Origin of the sequence: Mucilaginibacter gossypii (assembly GCF_900100945.1) — a bacterium.
In the GTDB taxonomy this organism is placed as follows: Bacteria; Bacteroidota; Bacteroidia; order Sphingobacteriales; family Sphingobacteriaceae; genus Mucilaginibacter; species Mucilaginibacter gossypii.
The window spans coordinates 536996-556955 of record NZ_FNCG01000003.1 but is presented as its reverse complement, the minus strand read 5'-3'; the positions used below and the strand labels follow the sequence as shown (position 1 = coordinate 556955).

Annotated in this window: 20 protein-coding genes; 4 read left to right on the top strand and 16 right to left on the bottom strand. The window is 40.5% G+C overall.

The window, feature by feature from the left end; translation table 11 throughout:
- The first annotated feature begins 23 nt into the window (after positions 1-23).
- From kynU to BLS28_RS08510, 3 genes are read left to right on the top strand one after another with little or no spacing between them, the layout of a single operon-like run.
- Positions 24-1307 carry a kynureninase gene (gene kynU / locus BLS28_RS08520; RefSeq protein WP_091164662.1) on the top strand — a complete coding sequence of 428 codons (1284 nt, stop codon included), beginning with the start codon at positions 24-26 and terminating at the stop codon, positions 1305-1307.
- A 14-nt stretch (positions 1308-1321) separates the two neighbouring features.
- Positions 1322-2176 (top strand): bestrophin family protein, encoded by an 855-nt coding sequence (locus BLS28_RS08515; protein ID WP_091164659.1) that lies wholly within the window; start codon positions 1322-1324, stop codon positions 2174-2176.
- A gap of 5 nt (positions 2177-2181) precedes the next feature.
- Positions 2182-3084 (top strand): histone deacetylase family protein, encoded by a 903-nt coding sequence (locus tag BLS28_RS08510; protein WP_091164656.1) that lies wholly within the window; start codon positions 2182-2184, stop codon positions 3082-3084.
- On the opposite strand, the gene BLS28_RS08505 is transcribed toward BLS28_RS08510, so the two are convergent.
- Genes BLS28_RS08505 through BLS28_RS08490 form a run of 4 tightly spaced genes read right to left on the bottom strand, consistent with a single transcriptional unit; the run spans position 3081 to position 6106 of the window.
- A complete protein-coding gene (locus BLS28_RS08505; RefSeq protein ID WP_091164653.1) occupies positions 3081-4463 on the bottom strand; it encodes an MATE family efflux transporter in 1383 nt (460 codons plus the stop codon). The two genes, BLS28_RS08510 and BLS28_RS08505, sit on opposite strands and share 4 nt — an antisense overlap.
- 52 nt (positions 4464-4515) lie before the next feature.
- Entirely contained in the window at positions 4516-5148 is a 633-nt protein-coding gene (locus tag BLS28_RS08500; RefSeq protein WP_091164649.1) for an AlbA family DNA-binding domain-containing protein, read from the bottom strand.
- A gap of 13 nt (positions 5149-5161) precedes the next feature.
- On the bottom strand, positions 5162-5620 hold the full coding sequence (locus BLS28_RS08495) for a GNAT family N-acetyltransferase (RefSeq protein ID WP_091164647.1): 459 nt from the start codon (positions 5618-5620) through the stop codon (positions 5162-5164).
- Between the two features lie 9 nt (positions 5621-5629).
- Positions 5630-6106: a DUF4442 domain-containing protein gene (locus BLS28_RS08490; protein ID WP_091164644.1), complete on the bottom strand. Its 477-nt coding sequence runs from the start codon at positions 6104-6106 to the stop codon at positions 5630-5632.
- A 175-nt stretch (positions 6107-6281) separates the two neighbouring features.
- Here BLS28_RS08490 and BLS28_RS08485 point away from each other — a divergent pair, with 175 nt between their 5' ends.
- Positions 6282-6479: a hypothetical protein gene (locus tag BLS28_RS08485; protein ID WP_091164641.1), complete on the top strand. Its 198-nt coding sequence runs from the start codon at positions 6282-6284 to the stop codon at positions 6477-6479.
- 75 nt (positions 6480-6554) lie between these two features.
- On the opposite strand, the gene BLS28_RS08480 is transcribed toward BLS28_RS08485, so the two are convergent.
- The 12 genes from BLS28_RS08480 to BLS28_RS08425 all read right to left on the bottom strand — a co-directional run bounded on the left by BLS28_RS08480 (position 6555) and on the right by BLS28_RS08425 (position 19918).
- Entirely contained in the window at positions 6555-7349 is a 795-nt protein-coding gene (locus BLS28_RS08480) for an SDR family NAD(P)-dependent oxidoreductase (RefSeq protein WP_091164639.1), read from the bottom strand.
- Positions 7350-7457: 108 nt separating this feature from the next.
- Complete coding sequence (locus BLS28_RS08475; protein WP_243770767.1) at positions 7458-8207, bottom strand: phytanoyl-CoA dioxygenase family protein; 750 nt, start codon at positions 8205-8207, stop codon at positions 7458-7460.
- A 62-nt stretch (positions 8208-8269) separates the two neighbouring features.
- Positions 8270-9358, bottom strand: coding sequence for a GNAT family N-acetyltransferase (locus tag BLS28_RS08470; RefSeq protein WP_176844408.1), 1089 nt, complete (start codon positions 9356-9358; stop codon positions 8270-8272).
- Between the two features lie 179 nt (positions 9359-9537).
- Positions 9538-10398: a glycosyltransferase family 2 protein gene (locus tag BLS28_RS08465; protein WP_091164634.1), complete on the bottom strand. Its 861-nt coding sequence runs from the start codon at positions 10396-10398 to the stop codon at positions 9538-9540.
- A gap of 425 nt (positions 10399-10823) precedes the next feature.
- Entirely contained in the window at positions 10824-12086 is a 1263-nt protein-coding gene (locus BLS28_RS08460) for a tetratricopeptide repeat protein (RefSeq protein WP_091164631.1), read from the bottom strand.
- Between the two features lie 5 nt (positions 12087-12091).
- Complete coding sequence (locus tag BLS28_RS08455; protein ID WP_091164626.1) at positions 12092-13210, bottom strand: tetratricopeptide repeat protein; 1119 nt, start codon at positions 13208-13210, stop codon at positions 12092-12094.
- A gap of 5 nt (positions 13211-13215) precedes the next feature.
- Positions 13216-15807: a DNA gyrase subunit A gene (gyrA, locus tag BLS28_RS08450; protein WP_091164620.1), complete on the bottom strand. Its 2592-nt coding sequence runs from the start codon at positions 15805-15807 to the stop codon at positions 13216-13218.
- Positions 15808-15968: 161 nt separating this feature from the next.
- Positions 15969-16367, bottom strand: coding sequence for a hypothetical protein (locus tag BLS28_RS08445; protein WP_091164618.1), 399 nt, complete (start codon positions 16365-16367; stop codon positions 15969-15971).
- Between the two features lie 23 nt (positions 16368-16390).
- Positions 16391-17305, bottom strand: coding sequence for an oxygen-dependent coproporphyrinogen oxidase (hemF, locus tag BLS28_RS08440; protein WP_091164615.1), 915 nt, complete (start codon positions 17303-17305; stop codon positions 16391-16393).
- 282 nt (positions 17306-17587) lie between these two features.
- Entirely contained in the window at positions 17588-18820 is a 1233-nt protein-coding gene (locus BLS28_RS08435; protein ID WP_091164614.1) for an MFS transporter, read from the bottom strand.
- A 126-nt stretch (positions 18821-18946) separates the two neighbouring features.
- A complete protein-coding gene (locus BLS28_RS08430; RefSeq protein WP_090525558.1) occupies positions 18947-19144 on the bottom strand; it encodes a cold-shock protein in 198 nt (65 codons plus the stop codon).
- A 138-nt stretch (positions 19145-19282) separates the two neighbouring features.
- On the bottom strand, positions 19283-19918 hold the full coding sequence (locus BLS28_RS08425; protein WP_091164988.1) for a peroxiredoxin: 636 nt from the start codon (positions 19916-19918) through the stop codon (positions 19283-19285).
- Between the last annotated feature and the right edge of the window lie 42 nt (positions 19919-19960).

Here is a 19960-nt window from a genome sequence, read left to right as displayed (position 1 = left end):
TTCCTATTTTGTATTATTGGCGAATGAACTATCAAAACGATCTGGCGTTTGCCCGGCGGCAGGATGAGCAGGATTCATTAAAAAATTTCCGAAGTCGTTTTTTAATTCCCCAGCACAATGGTGAAGACGCGGTTTACCTTTGCGGTAACTCGCTTGGCTTGCAACCGGTTTCCGCGCAACAATATTTAGCCGATCAATTAAACACCTGGAAAAACCTTGCTGTTGAAGGTTGGTTTCAGGGAGATGATCCCTGGCTTGATTATCACAAATCTATTACCGGCTCAATTGCCGGCCTTGTAGGCGCGCAGGAAAATGAAGTTACCATAATGAACTCACTTACAGTAAATCTTCATTTATTGATGGTAAGTTTTTATAAACCAGATAATAAGCGTTTTAAAATTCTCATGGAGGGAGGGGCTTTCCCTTCTGATCAATATGCAATGGAAAGCCAGGTGAGATTCCACGGTCTCGATCCTAAGGATACAATAATTGAGATTTTCCCGCGGGACGGGGAAGTTACATTACGTACCGAAGATATCCTCAAAACTATCGATGAAAATAAAGAAGAGCTTGCTTTAGTGTTGTTTGGTGGGATCAATTACTACACCGGGCAGTTTTTTGATCTGAAAGCAATTACGGATGCTACCCACGCCGCAGGCGCCTATGCCGGTTTTGACCTGGCCCATGCTGCGGGGAATGTTCCCTTGCAGTTGCACGATTGGGGCGCTGATTTTGCCTGCTGGTGTTCGTACAAATACATGAACTCCGGACCGGGCGGTATAAGCGGCATTTTTGTGCATGAAAAACATTTTGCCGATAAGGAATTGAACAGATTTGCGGGTTGGTGGGGATATCGTCGTGATAAGCAGTTTTTGATGGCCCCGGGCTTTGACCCGGAAGTTGGGGCAGCCGGCTGGCAGATAAGCACCAGTCCAATTCCGCTCCTCGCTTTATTTAAAGCTTCTATGGCTATTTTTGATGATGCGGGCGGGTTAGATACCCTTCGTCAAAAAAGCATTCATTTAACGGGATATTTGGAGTTTTTGATTCAGGGCATTAATAAAGAGCAGGGTGAAGTGATCTATAAGATCATCACACCCGCCGATCCAGTTGCCCGCGGCTGCCAGCTTTCGGTGGTATGTAAACGAAATGCCAAAGCTATTTTCAACTACCTTGCGCAAAATGGCGTAATAGGAGACTGGCGCGAACCGGACGTGATCCGCCTGAGCCCTGTACCGCTTTACAATACATTTGAGGATGTTTACCAAGCAGCCAGGTTGATGGCTGATGCATTAAAAGCTGTTTAAATTTTCAGAGTTATATGGTTTATTACAATCCCAAAGAGTGGTTTTCATTCATTTTTAAAATAAACAAGGCCGAAACGCTGCGCGAGTTATTTCCACTTATGCTTGCCGTAGGTGCATATGCAGGTGTTGTTACTTATTTCCTGATTGATTTCTGGCAGCTACCCGATACAAGCATACTTAAGAAGGTAATTTTTATTCATCAAACAATAGGTTTTGTATTCTCCTTATTACTGGCATTTCGTATCAACTCTGCTTATGACCGCTGGTGGGAAGGGCGTAAGATCTGGGGAAGCCTGGTTAACAATAGCCGCAATCTCGCTATTAAATTAAAACACCTTATTGGTGAAGATGAACTGGCTTTTTTCAATTACGCTATTCCCCGTTATGCAAGGGCCCTGAGAGATCATTTGCGAGATGAATATATTCCGGAGGAGCAGTCGTTCATCAGTGTCGATGCACAAAAACATGTACCCAACCAGGTAGCTTCTGAAATGATTAAAAACATTTACAGGTTAAATAAAGAAGGCGCTATCAACCCGGAGCAGTTGTTTAGCATAACAGCTGAAATTACTTCTTTTACAGATATTTGCGGTGCATGTGAACGAATTAAGAAAACGCCTATTCCGTTTTCGTATAATGTTTTTATCAAGAAATTTATTTTTACGTATATCATGACCCTGCCGTTTACCTGGGCCTTTGATCTCAAATATTTTATTATTCCGATAATCTGCTTTGTACTTTTTGTTTTTGCGAGTATTGAGTTATTAGCTGAAGAAATTGAGGATCCTTTTGGTCGGGATGCTAATGATTTACCGTTGGATAGCATTTGCGACAATATTCAAAAACATGTTGGAGAGTTGATAGGATAGAAGGTATGCTCAAAATAGCTTACGATCCGATATATGCCCATCCGCTGCCCGAAGGGCATCGCTTTCCTATGCTGAAGTATGAACTGATCCCGGGCCAGTTATTATATGAAGGCGTGATAGGCAGGAATAATCTGTTTTCGCCGGGGCTGCTGGAAGAAAATATCATTACCCGTACCCATGATGAAAATTACTGGCACCAGCTTCGAGACCTCACGCTTTCACCGAAGGAACAACGCCGCACGGGTTTTCCTTTATCGGCGCAATTGGTTGAACGGGAGATCAGGATAGCAAAAGGCACAATTGATGGCTGCCGGTACGCTTTTGACGATGGTGTCGCGTTCAATGTTGCAGGCGGTACACATCATGCAGGCAGTAACTGGGGCGAAGGTTTCTGCTTGTTAAATGACCAAGCTATTGCAGCTAATTATTTATTGGACAATAAATTAGCTACATCTATTTTAATAATTGATTTAGATGTGCATCAAGGCAACGGCACAGCTGAGATCTTTAAAAATGAGTTCAGGGTATTCACTTTCTCAATGCATGGGGCTAACAATTTCCCATACAGAAAGGAGTACTCTGATCTGGATATCCCTTTACAAGACGGCGTAAGTGATGGCGAGTTTCTCGACATACTTAAAACAACGCTGCCGCGATTGGTTGAGCAACATAAGCCCGATTTTATCTTTTACCTTTCCGGTGTTGATATTTTGGCTACTGATAAGCTGGGTAAGCTTGCATTAAGTAAAGACGCATGTAAAGCCCGCGATCAGTTTGTTTTTGAACAATGCATCAAACACAATGTCCCGGTGCAGGTAAGTATGGGAGGAGGGTATTCACCACAAATTAAAGATATTGTAGAAGCGCACTGTAATACGTTCAAGGCGGCTATCGACCTCTATTTTTAATCCTTTGCTATTACTGGTATTACCGGCTTTTGCTTACGGCTTTTGCTAAGCAGGTTAAACCGTGCAAATAAAAGTACCGAGGCAGTCCCGAGGCCCAGCACAAGGCCATACCAAACCCCATAAACCCCAAGGTTTAATTTAATACCAAGCAGGTAACCAACAGGCAAACCAATTATCCAGTACGCCAGAAAAGTAATAACGGTTGGGATATTTACATCGCCCATGCCCCTTAGTACACCAAGCCCAACAACCTGTGCGCCATCAAACAGCTGGAAAAATGCTGCAATTATAAGTAACTGTGATGCAATAGTTATTACTTCTTTATCCGAAGTAATAATCCATGGTAAAAGATGCCTGCCTAAAGCAAATACTACCGCTGTAAACGTCATGAAAAGCAATACAATGTGATAATTGGATATAGCCGCAAGCCTTAAATTACGATGATCGCTTACACCAAAATAGTTACCCGATTTAATTGCTGCAGCCGCACCAATGCCGCTTGCCATCATATAAGTCATGGATGCCATAGTTATAGTAACCTGGTGTGCAGCCTGCGCAACTACGCCGATGGTGCCAACCAATAATGCAGCGCCGCCAAAGGCGCTGATCTCAAATGTGTACTGCATTGCCACAGGCGCACCGATTTTCATGATCTGGATACCTCGAAGCCTATCGATATTCTTAATGGCAAAATCTGTTAAATAAGTTTTAAAATTTTTTGAACGGAAAACATAGATACCCATAACAGTTGCCATTAAGCAACGATCAATCAGTGTACTGTAGCCAACACTTCTGATACCCATTGGTTGGATGCCAAACAGGCCCTTAACAAAAATTATCCCGAACAAAATATTAATAAGGTTACCCCATATAGATATCATCATAGCTTGCTTGGTGAAACCCAACCCTTCTGCAAATTGCTTAAACGTATTAAAAATAAGCAGGGGTATTAGGGACAAGCTAAGCAAAAATAAATATGGCTTAGCCTCTTTTACAACCGCTGGCGACTGGTCAAGATGGCCGATAAGTAACATGGTGCCAAAGTAAATTCCGCAAAACAGGATAATTCCGCTCAGCATATTCAGGAATAAACTATTGGATAATAACAGACCGCATTCTTTATGATTTTTTCGGCCATTATTTTGGGCGATAAGTGGCGTTAAACCATAAGATATCCCCATACCAATCACCAGCGGAACCATGAACAGACTGTTTACGGTTGATACCGCGGCCAAAGAAACAGTGCCCGCAAAATGCCCCACAATGATGGTATCAGACATTTGAACGAGCGTATGCCCTACGTTTGATATAATTACCGGGATAGCCAACTTAAGGCTTTCAAGATAATAAGGTTTGTATTTTTGGTAAACGGCTCTCATAATTACTCAGACAACAGGAGCGTAAAAGTAACCATTCGGGTACACACAAAAGTCAGCAGGCTGTATAATATTCTTCCTTTTCGGTTGTGTTGATTTTGATCAGGCCTGATAATATCAGGTCAACAAGTACATTCTGAGCACGCCGGCGCCCAACTTTAAGCAGTTCACTGCATTCTTTTATGGTAATGCGGCCAGCTTTTTCCAAATGGCCAAGCAAGGTACTTTCGTTTTCAGAATACTCAATTAAAACACCCTGATCATTTGACGAACGTTTTAAAACTTCCAGCACAATTTTACTGGCTAATACGCTTTTATCTTTAACGCGTACGTAAGCCCACCATTTACCATCCTCGGCGAGAGCATAATGAGGCTTTAGCTCGCTTGAGGTTATCTCTACAACGAGTACCAGTTTATCATCAAAATATACCTCTTCAAAAACAGGTTCAAGCGCCGGCCTCGAAAAAAAATGAGCTGCCTTTGTTATCATGTACCTTTCCTCATCGTCTGATTTTACACCTTTTATTGTGCCGTCATCAGTAACCCCAATAAGTAATTTACCACCTTTGTTGTTAGCGAATGATACCATTGTCCGGGCTATTTTTTCGCAACTGGTTATCGTTTTTTTAAAATCGACAGTAACGCCTTCACCTTCAAAAATCAGCTTCTTAACGTTTGTTTTGTTCATAGCCTTTCGATTATTATTGGGGCTTAATATATGGTGTAAAAATTTCCATCCAAGTTTCAGGGCGTGAGATGGGTGAAAAGCCAAACTGGCTGTATAAGTTGTGTGCGTCCTTTGTAGCTAAAGACCACCTTCTTAAGCCTTTCAGGTCGGGATGCTTGACAATGGTTTGTACCAGCCATTTGGAAAGGCCTATGCCTCGGTAGCCGGGTAAAATAAATACGTCGCAGATATAGGCAAACGTAGCATTATCAGAAACAACGCGCGCAAAACCCACCTGCTCATTCTTGAGATAGATACCAAAACACATGGAGTTTTCAATTGCCCTGGCTAATTTTTGACGCGGGATGCCTTTTGCCCAGTACGATTCATTATTCAGATAATCATAAATAACATCAACGTTAAGTAGGTTTTTATCGGTTGAGATTTTGAAGCCTTTTTTTTCAAACGCTTCGTCATTCATAATTACAGTCATCAGTATAAGTTATATTGTAGTATCAGTAAAGTTTAAGTTTCGAACATATACCTCAATCATGAGGGATACGCATATTTCGCCATCTTTATTGTAAATGTCAATAGGGAACGAGCGAATAAATTTCCCAGCTGTATTTAAAACATGCTCTGCTTCGGCTATATCACTGTCTGATAGCTCGATATCAAAAAATAAATTTGTTGCTGCCGGCCTTGCGTATTTTACCGTTGCCGATTTCGACCAAACAGTAAGTTTATAACCTTTATGGCTAAATATTTGATAAAACAGGATAGGGTAAAAGGGATCTGCGGCCGAGAAAAGCGTGCCGCCAAAAATTGAGTTATTGTAGTTTTTATTAAGAAAACTCTTCCTGACTTTTACCTTTACACCGCGATAGCCTTTGCTGAATTTAACTACCCAGATACGCTGGAAAAGGAGAGGAGGGTAGAAGCGCATTACCCACTTTAATAATCCTTCGGATACCACCATAGCGCTTAAAGATCAGAAAAAAATTAAACAATAAGTGGCAAATGTGAATCAAACAGGCGTATGTTTAAAAATAAAAAGATAATAAAATCCAGAATTACCGGTAAACAATACGGTTAAAGCTTCGTTAATAGTATGGTTCATCATAAATTGATCATTTAATCAAAAGCAAATAACTATGAAAAAGCAATTTTTAAGTTTTGCACTTGTCGCGGCAATGATCGGCGCTATTGCAACCAGCTGTAGCTCGGAAAAAAAAGCAGGCGATGGCTCTGACAGTACAAAAATGGATTCAACAAGTCAAAGTGCACCTGCACCGGCGGCTACTGACACAGCTAAGACCGACACGAGCAAAAAAGACACTACAAAACATTAGAAATTTAAAACGCATAAAAAATCCCGGTCAGGCGTAATACCTGGCCGGGATTTTTTATGCGTTTTCCCTTAAGTTTTAGAATGCTGTTTTTATAACCCCGCCATCAGCGCGTAAAGTTGCGCCATTAGTTGCTGCCGATAGCGGACTGGCAATATAGGTAACCATGTTTGCAATTTCCTCTGTAGTAATAAAGCGTTTTATTAATGAAGTGCCACGCACATTAGTAAAAAAATCTTTTTCTACCTCAGTATTACTCAAACCCTGATCTTTCGCCAAAGCCTCAATAAAATCGCCCACACCTTCAGATAAAGTTGGCCCGGGCAAAACAGTATTTACAGTGACACCTGTGCTTTTAGTAAGTTCAGCCAAACCACGTGCAACTGCAATTTGAGCAGTTTTGGTTGTACCATAATGGATCATTTCTTCGGGGATCTGATATGCAGATTCACTGGAGATAAATATAATACGGCCCCAATTTTTACTGATCATTTTATCAAAATAGGCTCTTGACAACCTTACCCCGCTTAGTACATTGACCTCAAAAAACTTCAGCCAGTCGGCATCAGTAATTTCGGTAAATGGTTTAGGTTCAAAAATGCCTACGTTGTTTACCAAAATATCAACTTCCGGCAGTTGCGCTGTTAGCGCTCCAACTTGCGCAATATTTGAAAAATCAGCAGCAATGCCTTTAATTTTATGGTTACCGGTTTCGGTAATCAGCTTTTTTACAACTTCGTCAACCTTGGTTTGGTTTCGGCCATTTACATATACCGTGGCGCCCTCGTTGGCTAATGATTTTGCAATAGCATAGCCAATTCCGGCTGTTGATCCGGTTACAAGAGCTGTTTTATCATTAAGTTTAAGATCCATGATTTAAATTTTTGTTTTAATAACACAAGTGTAGCCTTGTTGTTAGTTTAAGGCAGATTTTAAAATCAAAGATTAAATAGCATTGACAATAGATGCCAAATTTTGAATTTAGCCCTGACCGGGCTGGTACATTCTTTTTTCAACAGGCTGATAATATTCGTTTAAGTTTTCCGGCACCCGGGATTTATAACCCAAAACTTGCCTAAGGTCATCACTTAATCCTTCGCCAAATTCATATCCCAAAAATCTTGGATAATCAAGCTGTTGTTTAAAAAAGGGCTTAGTAAAAGCCATGGTTAATGTCCGCCTTGTTGCATCAGTATAATTTTTACCAGCCGCATGCCACAAATTGGAGTCAAACAAGATAATGCTGCCTCTTTTTGTATTGGCACGATCTGCATTTTTGTAAAAGAAATCACTTTCCGGTTTTTCATCGCTTTTATGCGAGCCTGACAGAAAATAAGTTGATCCGTTTTCAAGAGTAAAATCATCTAATATTATCATCATTTGAATCATTACTTTAAAATCGCCGGTAAAACTTCTTATATCCCGATGGATGTTTTGAACATATGGTTTTTCATCTTTTAAATTGATGACCGCGCCCAGCGAATTTATAATGTAATTTCCTTTTAAGAAATGCATTATCTGATCTGCACAATATTTTCGTTCAAGAAACTTTAGTGAAAATCTTTCCCGTTCAACAAGGTGGTGTAACGTTCCATTCATGTTATCGCCTATGCCATTTGCAATTTGAATTTTACGCCTGATATCGTATGCAGGTATCAATGAATCTGTTATTTCGTCAATGAATTCATTGTCCAGAGCATTTTCATATATAATCCATCCATATTCATCCATTACCCGGTCGAATACGGCAAGGTCAGCATCGGAATAGTTAAACTTATTTTTCATTTCTGTAATTAATTAAGGTTTTCAATTGTGGTGGTTTCTGGTTCAGAGGTAGTTGACTGTGCTTTTCTGTTAGGATGACGATATAATGGAAAGAATTTAATTTCAGGATTGGGATCCACGCCCGATTTTAAAACAAGCTCGTTATATGCAGGCTCATCATTGATATAGCACCAGATCCGATCTTTTACCTGTAAGTTGGAGAAAAGCTTTTTGAAATTAAAAAGTGAGTCTTCCTTTCCACCTACGCCGCCCCCAAGGTGAAAGATCTTTTTTCCTAATCTTCTTCCAATCATGCTTATTTCATCTGTTAATAATTTACTCGGAGAGATACTCAGATAATCTGGCGACGTGGCCGAAAGATGATTCCGAACAATGTTATCAGACAATAAAATGAGCGCTCCGCACATAAGGTTAGGCCCATTGTATATTAAAATAAGTTTGTTTTTCATGTACTCTTCATTAAGAAGGTTGATGAAATGCTGAACATCAAAATAATAATTAGATGAGGCATGGAGCCTATCCATATTTTTATAATACATTTCCGCAAAATGTTCAATTTCCTGAATTGTATCTGCCTCTTTAATAACAAAGCCCATTTTTCGCAGGCTTCTTATCTGCCGACCAAGTCTTTTGTCATAGCCATTCCGTTGTTCTTCTTCAGACATTGAAAGATCAACGTACAGCGTTGTGCCGTTATCTTTAATACCTCCAATATTCTCCAACAAATGGTGCTGATTGAGGAACGGATGTAATCTTGAAAAGATACAAATGGCCAATTCTTCTTTCATAAAACCTGTAAATGCAACCTTAAATTTTGTAGTTATTGCGGTTGGCAAGTTTTCAAGGGAGATGTTGGATAGAGGCCCTGAATAACCATACACACAAGTCATATCGAAGTATTCGGAACCTTCAATTTTCCTCTTGATCACAGGTAATGCTATAAAAACTGCATCTTCTTCATAAACAAATAAAAGCGGCTCGCCTTCGTTATTTAAAGAGTGATAATACCAGGTATGAAATCCCTCGTGCGCATATGACCGGTTTATATATTCGTCCCAATCTTTTCTATTACGTATGGTGAAACTTCGATAGCTCATAAGTGGTTTTAATTACGTATCTAATTATTGATTATATGCCCGAGGGTAGGGCATGGGGTGCTTGTTAGTCAATAATACGAAGCAGTTTATGCCTCAAAAAAATGAAAATACTTATCCACGTACCTCGGTTGGGTACAGGTTGATCACAATACAGCAGGAAGGAAAAACTGGAATAAAGTTTAAAGCAGGTATTTTACAGTATCAAAAGCCTTACGTAACCGAAACCGGCCTAATTCAAATAGTATATATCTTTTAAGATACAACATCAGCAGCATTTTCTTTTGCATTCCGCGATAGCGAAAACGCCTGATGATGAGATTAAAATCACTGATAACCATTTCCATCCGGGCATCATTCCTTATCATGCTCCAAATGCCGCCAACATGATTGCGATAGCAGCTCATAACCTCAGGCATTACATATACTTTGCGCCCGGTGTTGAATGTGGCGAAGATTTTAAAGAATTTATCGGCTGCATAGCAACTCGTATACCATGGCTCCTGAAATAATTCATGTACTTCAGGAATGTTATGATAAACAACAGTTGCTGTTTTAGTTTCTACCTGCCTGCCAACTAATAAATCTTGATAAGTATACTCAAGCGGCACAGGATTTGGCTCGATATTCAGGGTATTATTGTTGATATCAATTACCCTTGTGTAGTGGCAGCAAATAATATATTCCGGGTTATTTTCCAGGAAATTGACTTGCTTTTGCAACTTTTGTGGACTTGTCCAAAAGTCATCTCCGTCACAAAGAGCAATATATTTTCCTTCACATGCTTTGATGGTATTAATTGTATTTAAATGAGCACCGCGGTTTTTTTCCGGGTAAATTATCTTGATTTTATCCGGGTATTTTTCTTTGTATGATCTCAATATTTCAGTTGTGCCGTCGGTTGAATAATCATCGCCAACAACAATCTCGTACCTAAAATTAGTTTCCTGCATCAGGAAACTTTCGATAGCCTGACTAATAAAATCTTTATGATTATAAGTTGTACAGCAAACGCTAACCATCAAGTTCTGATCTGTTATCATATAAAGAGTAAAATTTATTTTTGGAGGTCGTGCAATGCTTCGCCATATGACTCACATTATTTAACCGAAAAAGTCTATTGTGTTAAATAGCTTTAATTTTCAATTGAGTTCGATCAAAAAAATGAATAATTCCGAGCCGGCTAATACAGCATTTTTGCTATGTCAAATATATTTATTCCGCACCCAATAGCAGCTTGCAGCGGCTTATTGACTCTCAAATTGTAAACTACTTTTCATTTAGTTTACATTCATGTGAATGGCTGTAAATATCAGTTGTGCATCCGTGCAATTCGGCATAAGTTTGGGTACTCCAGATCTTAAAAATCGCTCTATAAATAATTCCCATAATTAACATTATGTTAAATAACAATATAAAAAGGAAAGGTCTTTTTCAAGACCCTTCCTTTTTATATTGTTTTATCTAATTATTGATTGGCTGGTAAAGCATCAATCTGGGCTTTTAATTTTGAGGCATTCGCATCATCTTTAACACCTAAATAATAGGTTCTTAAATTTTGTAATGCGTCAATCGATTTTGGCTGAAGTTCAACAGCTTTTACCAAATATGGTTTCGCTTGTTCAAACTGAGCTTTAGCTTTGGCAATAGCAGCATCGTATTCTTTTTGTTTGTTAGCAGGCAATTTATTAGCAGCATTATAAGCGTCAATGGCTGGGTTAAGTATTACATAGCCGTAGTTTAAATTAGCTTCAAAATAATTAGGATCAATTTCTAAAGCTTTCTTATACATTTCGCCAGCTTTAACATAAGCCTCTGCTTTTGAGGCTTGCAGTTTCGCTTTTGCAGCAGCATCTTTAGTTGCACCCGCTTCTTTTGCGTAATTATCGGCTGTTTGTGAATAAGTTAACCCTGCATAGTAATACAAAGTTTTGTTTTTAGGATCATTGGCTAAAGCTGCCTGGATCTTATCTGTAACTTCTTTTTCTTTTCCTGTTTGCAGGCTAATTTCGATTTCGCGTTTACGCAGGTCGCTGTTTGTAGGATATTTAGTTACACCCTCAGATACTGCTTTGAGAGCTCCTGCAGTATCTTTGCTGGCGAGATATAATGAAGAAAGATCAAGGTAAACCCCGGCATTTTTTGAATATTTTGTAGTTACCAGTTTACTGTAGTTTGAAATCGCCGCCGGATAATTTTTTCCGTTTGCAGCTGCAAGACCGGTGTAATAAATGGCATTGGTATCTTCAGGCAATACGGTACGGTAAAAATCAAATGATTTGTAAGCAAGGTCATATTTACCTGACGAATATTCTTTTACACCTTTAGTCAATTGATATTGAGCCAGGTTTAAGTATGCCTCATCAATCATTTTTTTATTTTCGCCTTTGGTGTCAGCTTCTTTAGCTTTTTTCAAGGCTTCCTCGGCTGTGGTAAACAATGGTAATGAAGTAGCAGGTACAGTATCCTGAACAGCTAACGCTGAATAAATTGAACCTTTTACAGCGTAAGTAAGCGGCAAAGTAGCGGTTTTTTCATTGGCTGAAGCTTTGTCAATTGATTCTTTTGCGGTAGTGAGGCTTTTGCCTGCCATTGCTGCCATTGCCGGCTGGCCCCTTAAGCCCGAATATTTTTCATATTCTTCTTTTGCGGTATTTAACTCGCCTTTTTGTGCAAAAGCTGTTGCTGAAACCAAGCCTAACAGGCCCGCCATCAAAAGTTTGATTTTCATGATTATTATTGATTGGTTAACTGTTTTAGTTTATTGTTTATTTTGTCTAACTGATCCTGGTTATTGGTTTTTGCGTATGCCAACTGCAAAGCCTGCAGGCTGTTTACATTATTCGGTGATATTTCATTGGCCTTTTCAAGCCATTGAATAGCCCGCCCCAGGTCCTGGATGCTCCTCTCCCCTTTCGAAGTTGTGCTTTGCTTTAAATATAATAACCCCAAGTTAAATACCGGATCAAAATATGTTCCGCTTAGTTCAATGGCGTGTAAGTAAAGAGATTCTGCCTGATCAAATTTATCTAAATGATCGTAGCAATTAGCAGCAACAAATGCAATATCGGCGTTATTTGCATTAATATCAAGCAGAGGGCCAATTAGGGGCTCTAAGGCTTTGTAATTTTTTTTGTTGTTATAGATATTGGCTTCATCAAGTAATAAAAATCTGTCATTAGGTAAGATTTTCCTCCCTTTTTGAAGAATCTGTAAGGCCTTGGCCGTATCCCCCAATGATTTATAGATATTTGATGCTGTTTCAATATATTCAGTACGTGCACTGTCAACCCTTAGCATATTGCTATAATACACAGCGGCATCCTGCAAATTACCGGCTTTATTGTTTGCGAAAGCGATATAGGTATTGATCTGATTCATCGCCGGCGCATACTTTTTCGCGTTTTCAAACGAAGTTTTAGCATTGGTGAAATCTGAATTATTTACCGCATCAAACCCCTTCCGGATATAAACGTTTGCCAGGCAGCGCCTGGTATAATCAAGTTCTGACTGGTATTTGAAAATTTTGTTCATACCCGATAGCCGATCAACCAGTTTGGTTGTTTTGTCAAGCATATCTGCGGGCATCCCGAGTTTGTTTAACGAATCGATATACAGGATGCTTGAATTTACAATAGCCCGATAAAGGTTTTTTTCAATATCAGCCGTGTCCGACTTGGTAATGATCAAACTATCTGCAGATTTTTTGGCCGCGGCCAAATATTTCAGGTCGTTTTTCTGTTTATAAAAAGCCAGGTTATTTACTACAACTTTCAGAGCCTCTTTTTGTGCGAAGGCAAAAGTTGTAGTAAAGCTTGTAATTAAAACCGATAAAATGATCTTGCGGTAGTGCATATTTATTATTCTGTTTTATCGTCAGTCGATGGTTCTGCACCATTTTCAGCTGTATCACCGTCGCCTGTATTTTCGGCTGTGGTATCAGAGCCTTCTGCATTTTCATCACCTTCTTTTACTTCCTCGTCCTCATCATGCTCAATTTTGGCTACTGAAGCTATCTCATCATTGTTTTTAAGCGTTATCAGCCTTACTCCCTGTGTGGCGCGGCCCATCACTCTTAATTCGCTTACAGCTATGCGGATAATAATACCTGACTTGTTAATGATCATCAGGTCTTCCTTATCTGTAACACCTTTTATGGCAACAAGGTTTCCGGTTTTTTCAGTAATATTTAATGTTTTTACACCTTTACCACCACGGTTTGTAACACGATAGTCTTCAATGTCGGTACGTTTACCGTATCCCTTTTCTGATACCACCAATACTGTTGTTTCCGAGTCATCAATTGCAATCATGCCAACTACCTCATCGTTCTCGTCATCAAGCGTAATACCACGAACACCGGTAGCTGTACGTCCCATAGGCCTTACTGTCGACTCGTTGAAACGGATAGCACGGCCAGATTTAAGTGCCATCACAATTTCGCTGCTGCCACTTGTTAAACTTGCCTCAAGTAATGAATCGCCTTCGTTAATGTTGATGGCATTGATACCGTTTGAACGTGGACGTGAATAAGCCTCGAGTGAGGTTTTCTTGATGGTACCCTTCTTGGTACACATAATGATGAAGTTATTTTCAAGGTAGTTCTGATCTTTAAGCGAAATCAGTTTAATGTAGGCCTTGATATTCTCTTCTTTCGGAATATTGATAATATTCTGGATAGCGCGGCCTTTTGAGGTACGTGTGCCTTCCGGTATTTCAAACACCCGGAGCCAGAAACATTGTCCCGATTCGGTAAAGAAGAGCATATAGTTGTGGTTTGAGGCAATAAGCAGGTGCTCAATGAAATCCTCATCACGGCTGTTGCTGCCAATAGCGCCTTTACCTCCCCTGCTTTGCCTGCGGTATTCAGTCAGCGGGGTGCGTTTGATATAGCCTTCGCGCGAGATGGTTATTACTACATCCTCATCTTCGATAAAGTCTTCAGTTTGCATTTCTGCAGATGAATGAACCATCTCGGTACGGCGCTCATCGCCATATTTTTCCTTAACTTCCAATAACTCATCCTTAATGATCTGCATCCTTAAACCTTCGTCGCTCAGGATGTTTTTTAAGTGTTCAATGAGTTTCATTAAAGCAGCATATTCATCTTTGATCTTGTCACGCTCAAGTCCTGTTAACCTCCTTAAGGTCATGTCAAGGATAGCACGTGCCTGGATATCAGTTAAACCAAAGCTGCTCATCAAGCCTTCCCTTGCTTCATCAGGAGTTTGTGAAGCGCGGATCAGACGGATAACTTCATCAAGGTGATCTAAAGCGATCAATAAGCCTTCAAGGATGTGCGCGCGTTTTTCAGCCTCATTAAGCTCAAATTTGGTGCGGCGTACCACAACCTCATGACGGTGCTCAACAAAGTGATGGATCAGGTCTTTTAGGTTAAGCAGCATTGGCCGGCCATTAACCAGCGCGATGTTGTTTACACTAAACGATGTTTGGAGGGCCGTATATTTAAACAGGTTGTTTAATACAATAGCTGCATTGGCGTCACGTTTGATCTCATAAACGATGCGGATCCCTTCACGGCTAGATTCGTCACGAATAGCCGAAATACCTTCCAGTTTCTTTTCGTTAACCAGTTCGGCAGTACGCTCAATCATCAAAGCTTTATTTACCTGGTAAGGTATTTCGCTAACAATGATGCGTTCACGTTCGCCATTATAGGTTTCAATCTCCGCACGTGCGCGGATCACAACCCTGCCGCGGCCTGTTTCAAGCGCTTCGCGAGGGCCGTCGTACCCGTAAATAATACCGCCTGTAGGGAAATCTGGGCCTTTTACATATTTCATTAACTCGGCAACCTCGATCTGGCGGTTATCAATTAAAGCCATAGTTGCATCGATAACTTCCGATAGGTTGTGCGGCGCCATATTGGTAGCCATACCTACGGCAATACCCGAAGCGCCGTTAACCAGCAGATTGGGAAATTTGGATGGCAGTACGGTTGGTTCCTGTAGCGAGTCGTCAAAGTTTAATTGGAAATCAATGGTGTCTTTGTTGATATCAGCAAGCATCTCTTCCGCAAGCTTTTGTAAGCGTGCTTCTGTATAACGCATTGCCGCAGGTTCGTCACCGTCAACCGAACCGTAGTTACCCTGGCCTTCAACCAGTAAGTAGCGTAAGCTCCACTCCTGAGCCATACGTACCATAGTGTCGTACACCGATTTATCACCGTGCGGGTGATACTTACCCATCACCTCACCCACAATACGGGCAGACTTTTTATAGGGTTTGTTATTGGTTAAACCCAGGTCAAGCATACCGTAAAGTACGCGCCTGTGTACCGGTTTCAGTCCATCGCGGACATCGGGCAGCGCCCTGGAAACAATCACCGACATTGAATAATCAATGTACGCCGATCGCATTTCCTCATCAATATTTATCGAAATTATCCTGTCTTCTGCGTGTGAATTATCGTTTTCTGTTCCTTCAGCCATTTTTAATTATTTGTAGAACCTTCTCTTATAATTGCGTGTTAAAATTGATTTTTCAACGACCTGCGAAGTTAAAAAAATACTTGGGATTGCGCCAACTTAGTAACAATAAACCGGGGGAACATATTGCCCCGGGTTAACAATTTTGTTACTTTAATACAGGTTTATTTTACCTTTACCCAGTAATCTTCAACCTTGTTGCCATTAGGTAAAACCGAAAGCAGTTTAAGTGTATCGTTACTGATTATGTAGTTGTATTTTATGGTTTTATTAAGCAGTTTTGACTCCTGCATACAATAGGTTTGGGTTTCAAAGCAGGTGTCAGCTTTTAACTGGTAATCGCCTTTTTCATATACCTGGGTGTTCTCCCCTTCTTCTATAACCCTCGCTTTGTAATGCTCGTTGTCGTAATCCCGTTGTAGTTTATAAGCTGTTGGGGCTGCATCAAGTTTGCCGTTAATTATACCGCCGCGATACTCCCATACACCTCTCAGTGGACTGTCATCAAAACGGAAAGCACATAACAGTAAAATACCGATTACCGGCACAATAGATCTTTTCATTGGTGATGTTATTAGCTAAAAGCCTATACCCAGTTAATGCCTTTTTTTAATAAAGATAGTGTTTTTTCCTCTTCGCTGCCAGTTACCGGATGATAGTCATAAACCCATTTGGCCGTAGGCGGCAGGCTCATTAATATTGATTCAATCCGGCCATTGGTTTCCAGCCCGAATTTGGTGCCGGCATCATAAACCAGGTTAAATTCTGCATAACGGCTGCGGCGCTGGTATTGGAAAAGCTGTTGCGCTTCGGTAAATGATTTATCGCGATTTCGGTTAACCAACTCAGTATATAAGGGTGCAAAAGAGCGGCCAACAGATTTTGAAAACTCAAAGATATCTTCCCAACTTAACTCATCATTAGCGGTAAGCCTGTCGTAAAATATGCCGCCTATTCCACGGGTTTCATTACGGTGTTTGATGAAAAAGTAATCATCAGCCCATTTTTTAAAACGGGGATAAAAATCGGCATAATATTGATCACACGCAGCTTTTAGTCCGCCATGGAAAAAACGGGCATCATCTTCGATGACGTAGTGAGGGGTTAAATCAATACCTCCGCCAAACCAGCGAACCGGTTTCTGGCTGTCGCCCATGGTTGATGGCATTTCAAAGTACCGGATATTCATGTGGATAATAGGTACCAGCGGGTGATTGGGGTGGATCACGATTGATACACCGGTAGCAAAAAAATCATCCTGCTCAACCTGCAGGGCCCGTTTCATGGTATCGGGCAAATGACCGTGAACCGCCGAAAAGTTAACCCCGCCCTTTTCAAGGATGTTGCCGTTCTGGATAACCCGGGTACGGCCCCCGCCCCCGCCTTCGCGCTCCCAAATCTCCTCCTCAAATTTTGCGGCGCCATCTAATTGCTCAAGTGCGGTGCAGATTTCATCCTGTATTTGTTTATAATCTTCGGCTATTTGTTCTTTGCTGATCATAGGCTGTAAAAGTAATGAATTTTGGGAATTGCAGCGGAACGCCTTTTTTCAATGCGGGCACTCATAGCTACCCGAATTTACAGCCAATAATGGAAAGTGTTCAACTTTTTTAGGTGTAAACGCCCGGTAAAAAGTAAACAACTTATAATCAACAGTTTATATGTTCATTATTTTACTGCTGAAAACATAAATAACTGATAGTCAATACTTGTGTTTTTAGCTTCAGGCTAAACGGAACATTTTTGAACACCCGTTTTTTAAAAATTGAACACCTGGCCGATTTTAGCTTATCTCTACGTAATTCAAATCCTTGCCGAAGGTTTCCTTTAACTGGCTTAAGGATAACAGGGCTACAGCAGTAAGTATCCCCATCATGATATATCCCGATTTGATATACCCATACTTTGCATTGAAAGCATTAAATGCTATAGTTATCGGGATCAGTGAGCCGCGCACAAAGTTGGGTACAGTAGTGGTAACTGTTGAACGGATGTTGGTGCCGAATTGCTCGGACGCAATGGTAACAAACGTTGCCCAATAACCTACTGTACAACCCATAAAAAAGCTTAATACAGCAAATTTTTCTGGAGTAATGTCGTAGCTGCTTAAATAAAAGTGTACACTAATTAATGATATAACCAGAAATACAGCCATCGTTAGTTTGCGCGATTTGGTAACCTGAGCCAATAAGCCGGCCACAATATCACCAATGGCGATGCCAATGTAGCTGTAAAAAATGCCGTCGCCCGGTTTGATCAGGGTTTTAGCCCCTAAAGCAGCACCAAACTTATCCGAAAAACTGATCAATACACCCACTACGTACCAGAGCGGCGCGCCTATCAGGATGCAAAACAGGTATTTTTTTAAACGTTCCCAGTTGGTAAACAACATGAGCATGTTGCCTTTGGATACATCGCTGTTCTCAACATTCTTAAACATGCCCGATTCAAAAGTACCAACACGAAGAAGCAATAATAAAATCCCTAAGCCGCCGCCTACAAAGTAAGCATTACGCCAGCCAAATTTAGCTACGGCATAAGCAGCGGTAGCGCCAAACAAGCCAATAACAGCTACCATCATAGTTCCGTAACCCCGGTTTTCCTTGCTTAATGTTTCGCTAACCAGGGTAATACCGGCACCAAGTTCTCCTGCAAGCCCCAAACCTGCGATAAACCTTACTATGGCATAAGTATTTACATCATGAACAAGGCCATTGGCAAAATTGGCTATCGAGTAAAGTAATATCGAACCAAAAAGCACCTTAATACGGCCCATTTTATCACCGACAATGCCCCATATGATACCGCCAAGCAACAGCCCAAACATCTGGATGCTAATAATGAACTGACCTTTATCAGTTATTTCCTGTGCATTTAAGCCGATATCTTTAAGGCTGGGGATGCGTACTATAGAAAAAACCAAAAGATCATATATATCAACAAAATAGCCCAGGGAAGCAACAAGTACTAAGAAAACAGCGTTCCTTGTGGCTTTGGCGTTGGTAACATCGGTCATAGCGTGTAAAAATTGGTTGGCTAATGTAGGTGATTTATGAAGATAAAAACAAAAAAATCGGCACAAAAAAACCCCTGTCATAACAGAGGTTTTGTAAGTAAGTTTTGCTCAATAATTTTATATATTTTATGCTTTTTTAACGTTTACTGCCTGTAATCCTTTTCTTCCTTCTTCCACATCGTACGTGACGCTGTCATTATCCTTAATTGCATTTACACCGCCTTGCACGTCTTTAAAGTGTACAAAAAGATCCTTACCTTCTTCGGTAATAATAAAGCCGTAGCCTTTTTGTGTGTTAAACCATTTTACTTTTCCAGTTTTCATAATTATAATAATCGTAATAAAAAATTCGTGTTAAGATCAACTAAAACCAAACTGAAAACAAATAGGCTTATTGGTTCAGAAGGAATAGATACCCTGCTTCCCTCAAATATATAAAATTATTAAATAAACCAAATAAAATTATTTATTTGGTTGTGGTGTCAGGCGCAAATAGGGCTTAACCAGGGTAAAACCCTTTGGAAATTTGGCAGAGATATCTTCAGTTTTAATTGCCGGCACTACCACCACGTCCTCCCCTTCTTTCCAGTCGGCAGGCGTTGCCACACTATAATTGGCGGTTAACTGCAATGAGTCAATAACCCTTAAAATTTCCTGGAAATTACGGCCGGTTGATGCGGGGTAAGTGATAATAAGCTTAACAGTTTTATCAGGGCCAATAATAAACAATGAACGCACTGTGGCATTTACTGAGGCATTGGGGTGGATCATGTCATAAGCTTCAGAAATTTTGCGGTCTTCATCGGCAATGATCGGAAAGTTAACTTCAACACCCTGTGTTTCGTTAATGTCCTGGATCCAGCCGTGGTGCGATTCAACCGAGTCAACACTAAGCGCCAATACTTTAACATTGCGTTTAGTGAACTCATCTTTTAACGCGGCAGTTTTGCCAAGTTCAGTGGTACATACAGGTGTATAATCGCCAGGGTGCGAGAATAGCACGCCCCAGCTATCCCCTAAATATTCGTAAAAGTCAATTTCGCCTTCTGATGTTTTTGCTTTGAAGTTTGGCGCTTTATCGCCCAGTCTTAAACTCATGATGATAGATTTTTGATGGTAATTTAATACGACTAAGTTACT

Bases quoted from the DNA above. Each gene is read 5' to 3' on its own strand.
- BLS28_RS08445 (WP_091164618.1), bottom strand. From the start codon at position 16,367: ATGAAAAGATCTATTGTGCCGGTAATCGGTATTTTACTGTTATGTGCT.
- kynU (WP_091164662.1), top strand. From the start codon at position 24: ATGAACTATCAAAACGATCTGGCGTTTGCCCGGCGGCAGGATGAGCAG.
- BLS28_RS08460 (WP_091164631.1), bottom strand. From the start codon at position 12,086: ATGAAAATCAAACTTTTGATGGCGGGCCTGTTAGGCTTGGTTTCAGCA.
- BLS28_RS08475 (WP_243770767.1), bottom strand. From the start codon at position 8,207: ATGGATGAATATGGATGGATTATATATGAAAATGCTCTGGACAATGAA.
- BLS28_RS08490 (WP_091164644.1), bottom strand. From the start codon at position 6,106: ATGGTGGTATCCGAAGGATTATTAAAGTGGGTAATGCGCTTCTACCCT.
- hemF (WP_091164615.1), bottom strand. From the start codon at position 17,305: ATGATCAGCAAAGAACAAATAGCCGAAGATTATAAACAAATACAGGAT.
- BLS28_RS08470 (WP_176844408.1), bottom strand. From the start codon at position 9,358: ATGAGCTATCGAAGTTTCACCATACGTAATAGAAAAGATTGGGACGAA.
- BLS28_RS08485 (WP_091164641.1), top strand. From the start codon at position 6,282: ATGAAAAAGCAATTTTTAAGTTTTGCACTTGTCGCGGCAATGATCGGC.
- BLS28_RS08510 (WP_091164656.1), top strand. From the start codon at position 2,182: ATGCTCAAAATAGCTTACGATCCGATATATGCCCATCCGCTGCCCGAA.
- BLS28_RS08515 (WP_091164659.1), top strand. From the start codon at position 1,322: ATGGTTTATTACAATCCCAAAGAGTGGTTTTCATTCATTTTTAAAATA.
- BLS28_RS08430 (WP_090525558.1), bottom strand. From the start codon at position 19,144: ATGAAAACTGGAAAAGTAAAATGGTTTAACACACAAAAAGGCTACGGC.
- BLS28_RS08425 (WP_091164988.1), bottom strand. From the start codon at position 19,918: ATGAGTTTAAGACTGGGCGATAAAGCGCCAAACTTCAAAGCAAAAACA.
- BLS28_RS08455 (WP_091164626.1), bottom strand. From the start codon at position 13,210: ATGCACTACCGCAAGATCATTTTATCGGTTTTAATTACAAGCTTTACT.
- gyrA (WP_091164620.1), bottom strand. From the start codon at position 15,807: ATGGCTGAAGGAACAGAAAACGATAATTCACACGCAGAAGACAGGATA.
- BLS28_RS08500 (WP_091164649.1), bottom strand. From the start codon at position 5,148: ATGAACAAAACAAACGTTAAGAAGCTGATTTTTGAAGGTGAAGGCGTT.
- BLS28_RS08505 (WP_091164653.1), bottom strand. From the start codon at position 4,463: ATGAGAGCCGTTTACCAAAAATACAAACCTTATTATCTTGAAAGCCTT.
- BLS28_RS08480 (WP_091164639.1), bottom strand. From the start codon at position 7,349: ATGGATCTTAAACTTAATGATAAAACAGCTCTTGTAACCGGATCAACA.
- BLS28_RS08495 (WP_091164647.1), bottom strand. From the start codon at position 5,620: ATGACTGTAATTATGAATGACGAAGCGTTTGAAAAAAAAGGCTTCAAA.
- BLS28_RS08465 (WP_091164634.1), bottom strand. From the start codon at position 10,398: ATGATAACAGATCAGAACTTGATGGTTAGCGTTTGCTGTACAACTTAT.
- BLS28_RS08435 (WP_091164614.1), bottom strand. From the start codon at position 18,820: ATGACCGATGTTACCAACGCCAAAGCCACAAGGAACGCTGTTTTCTTA.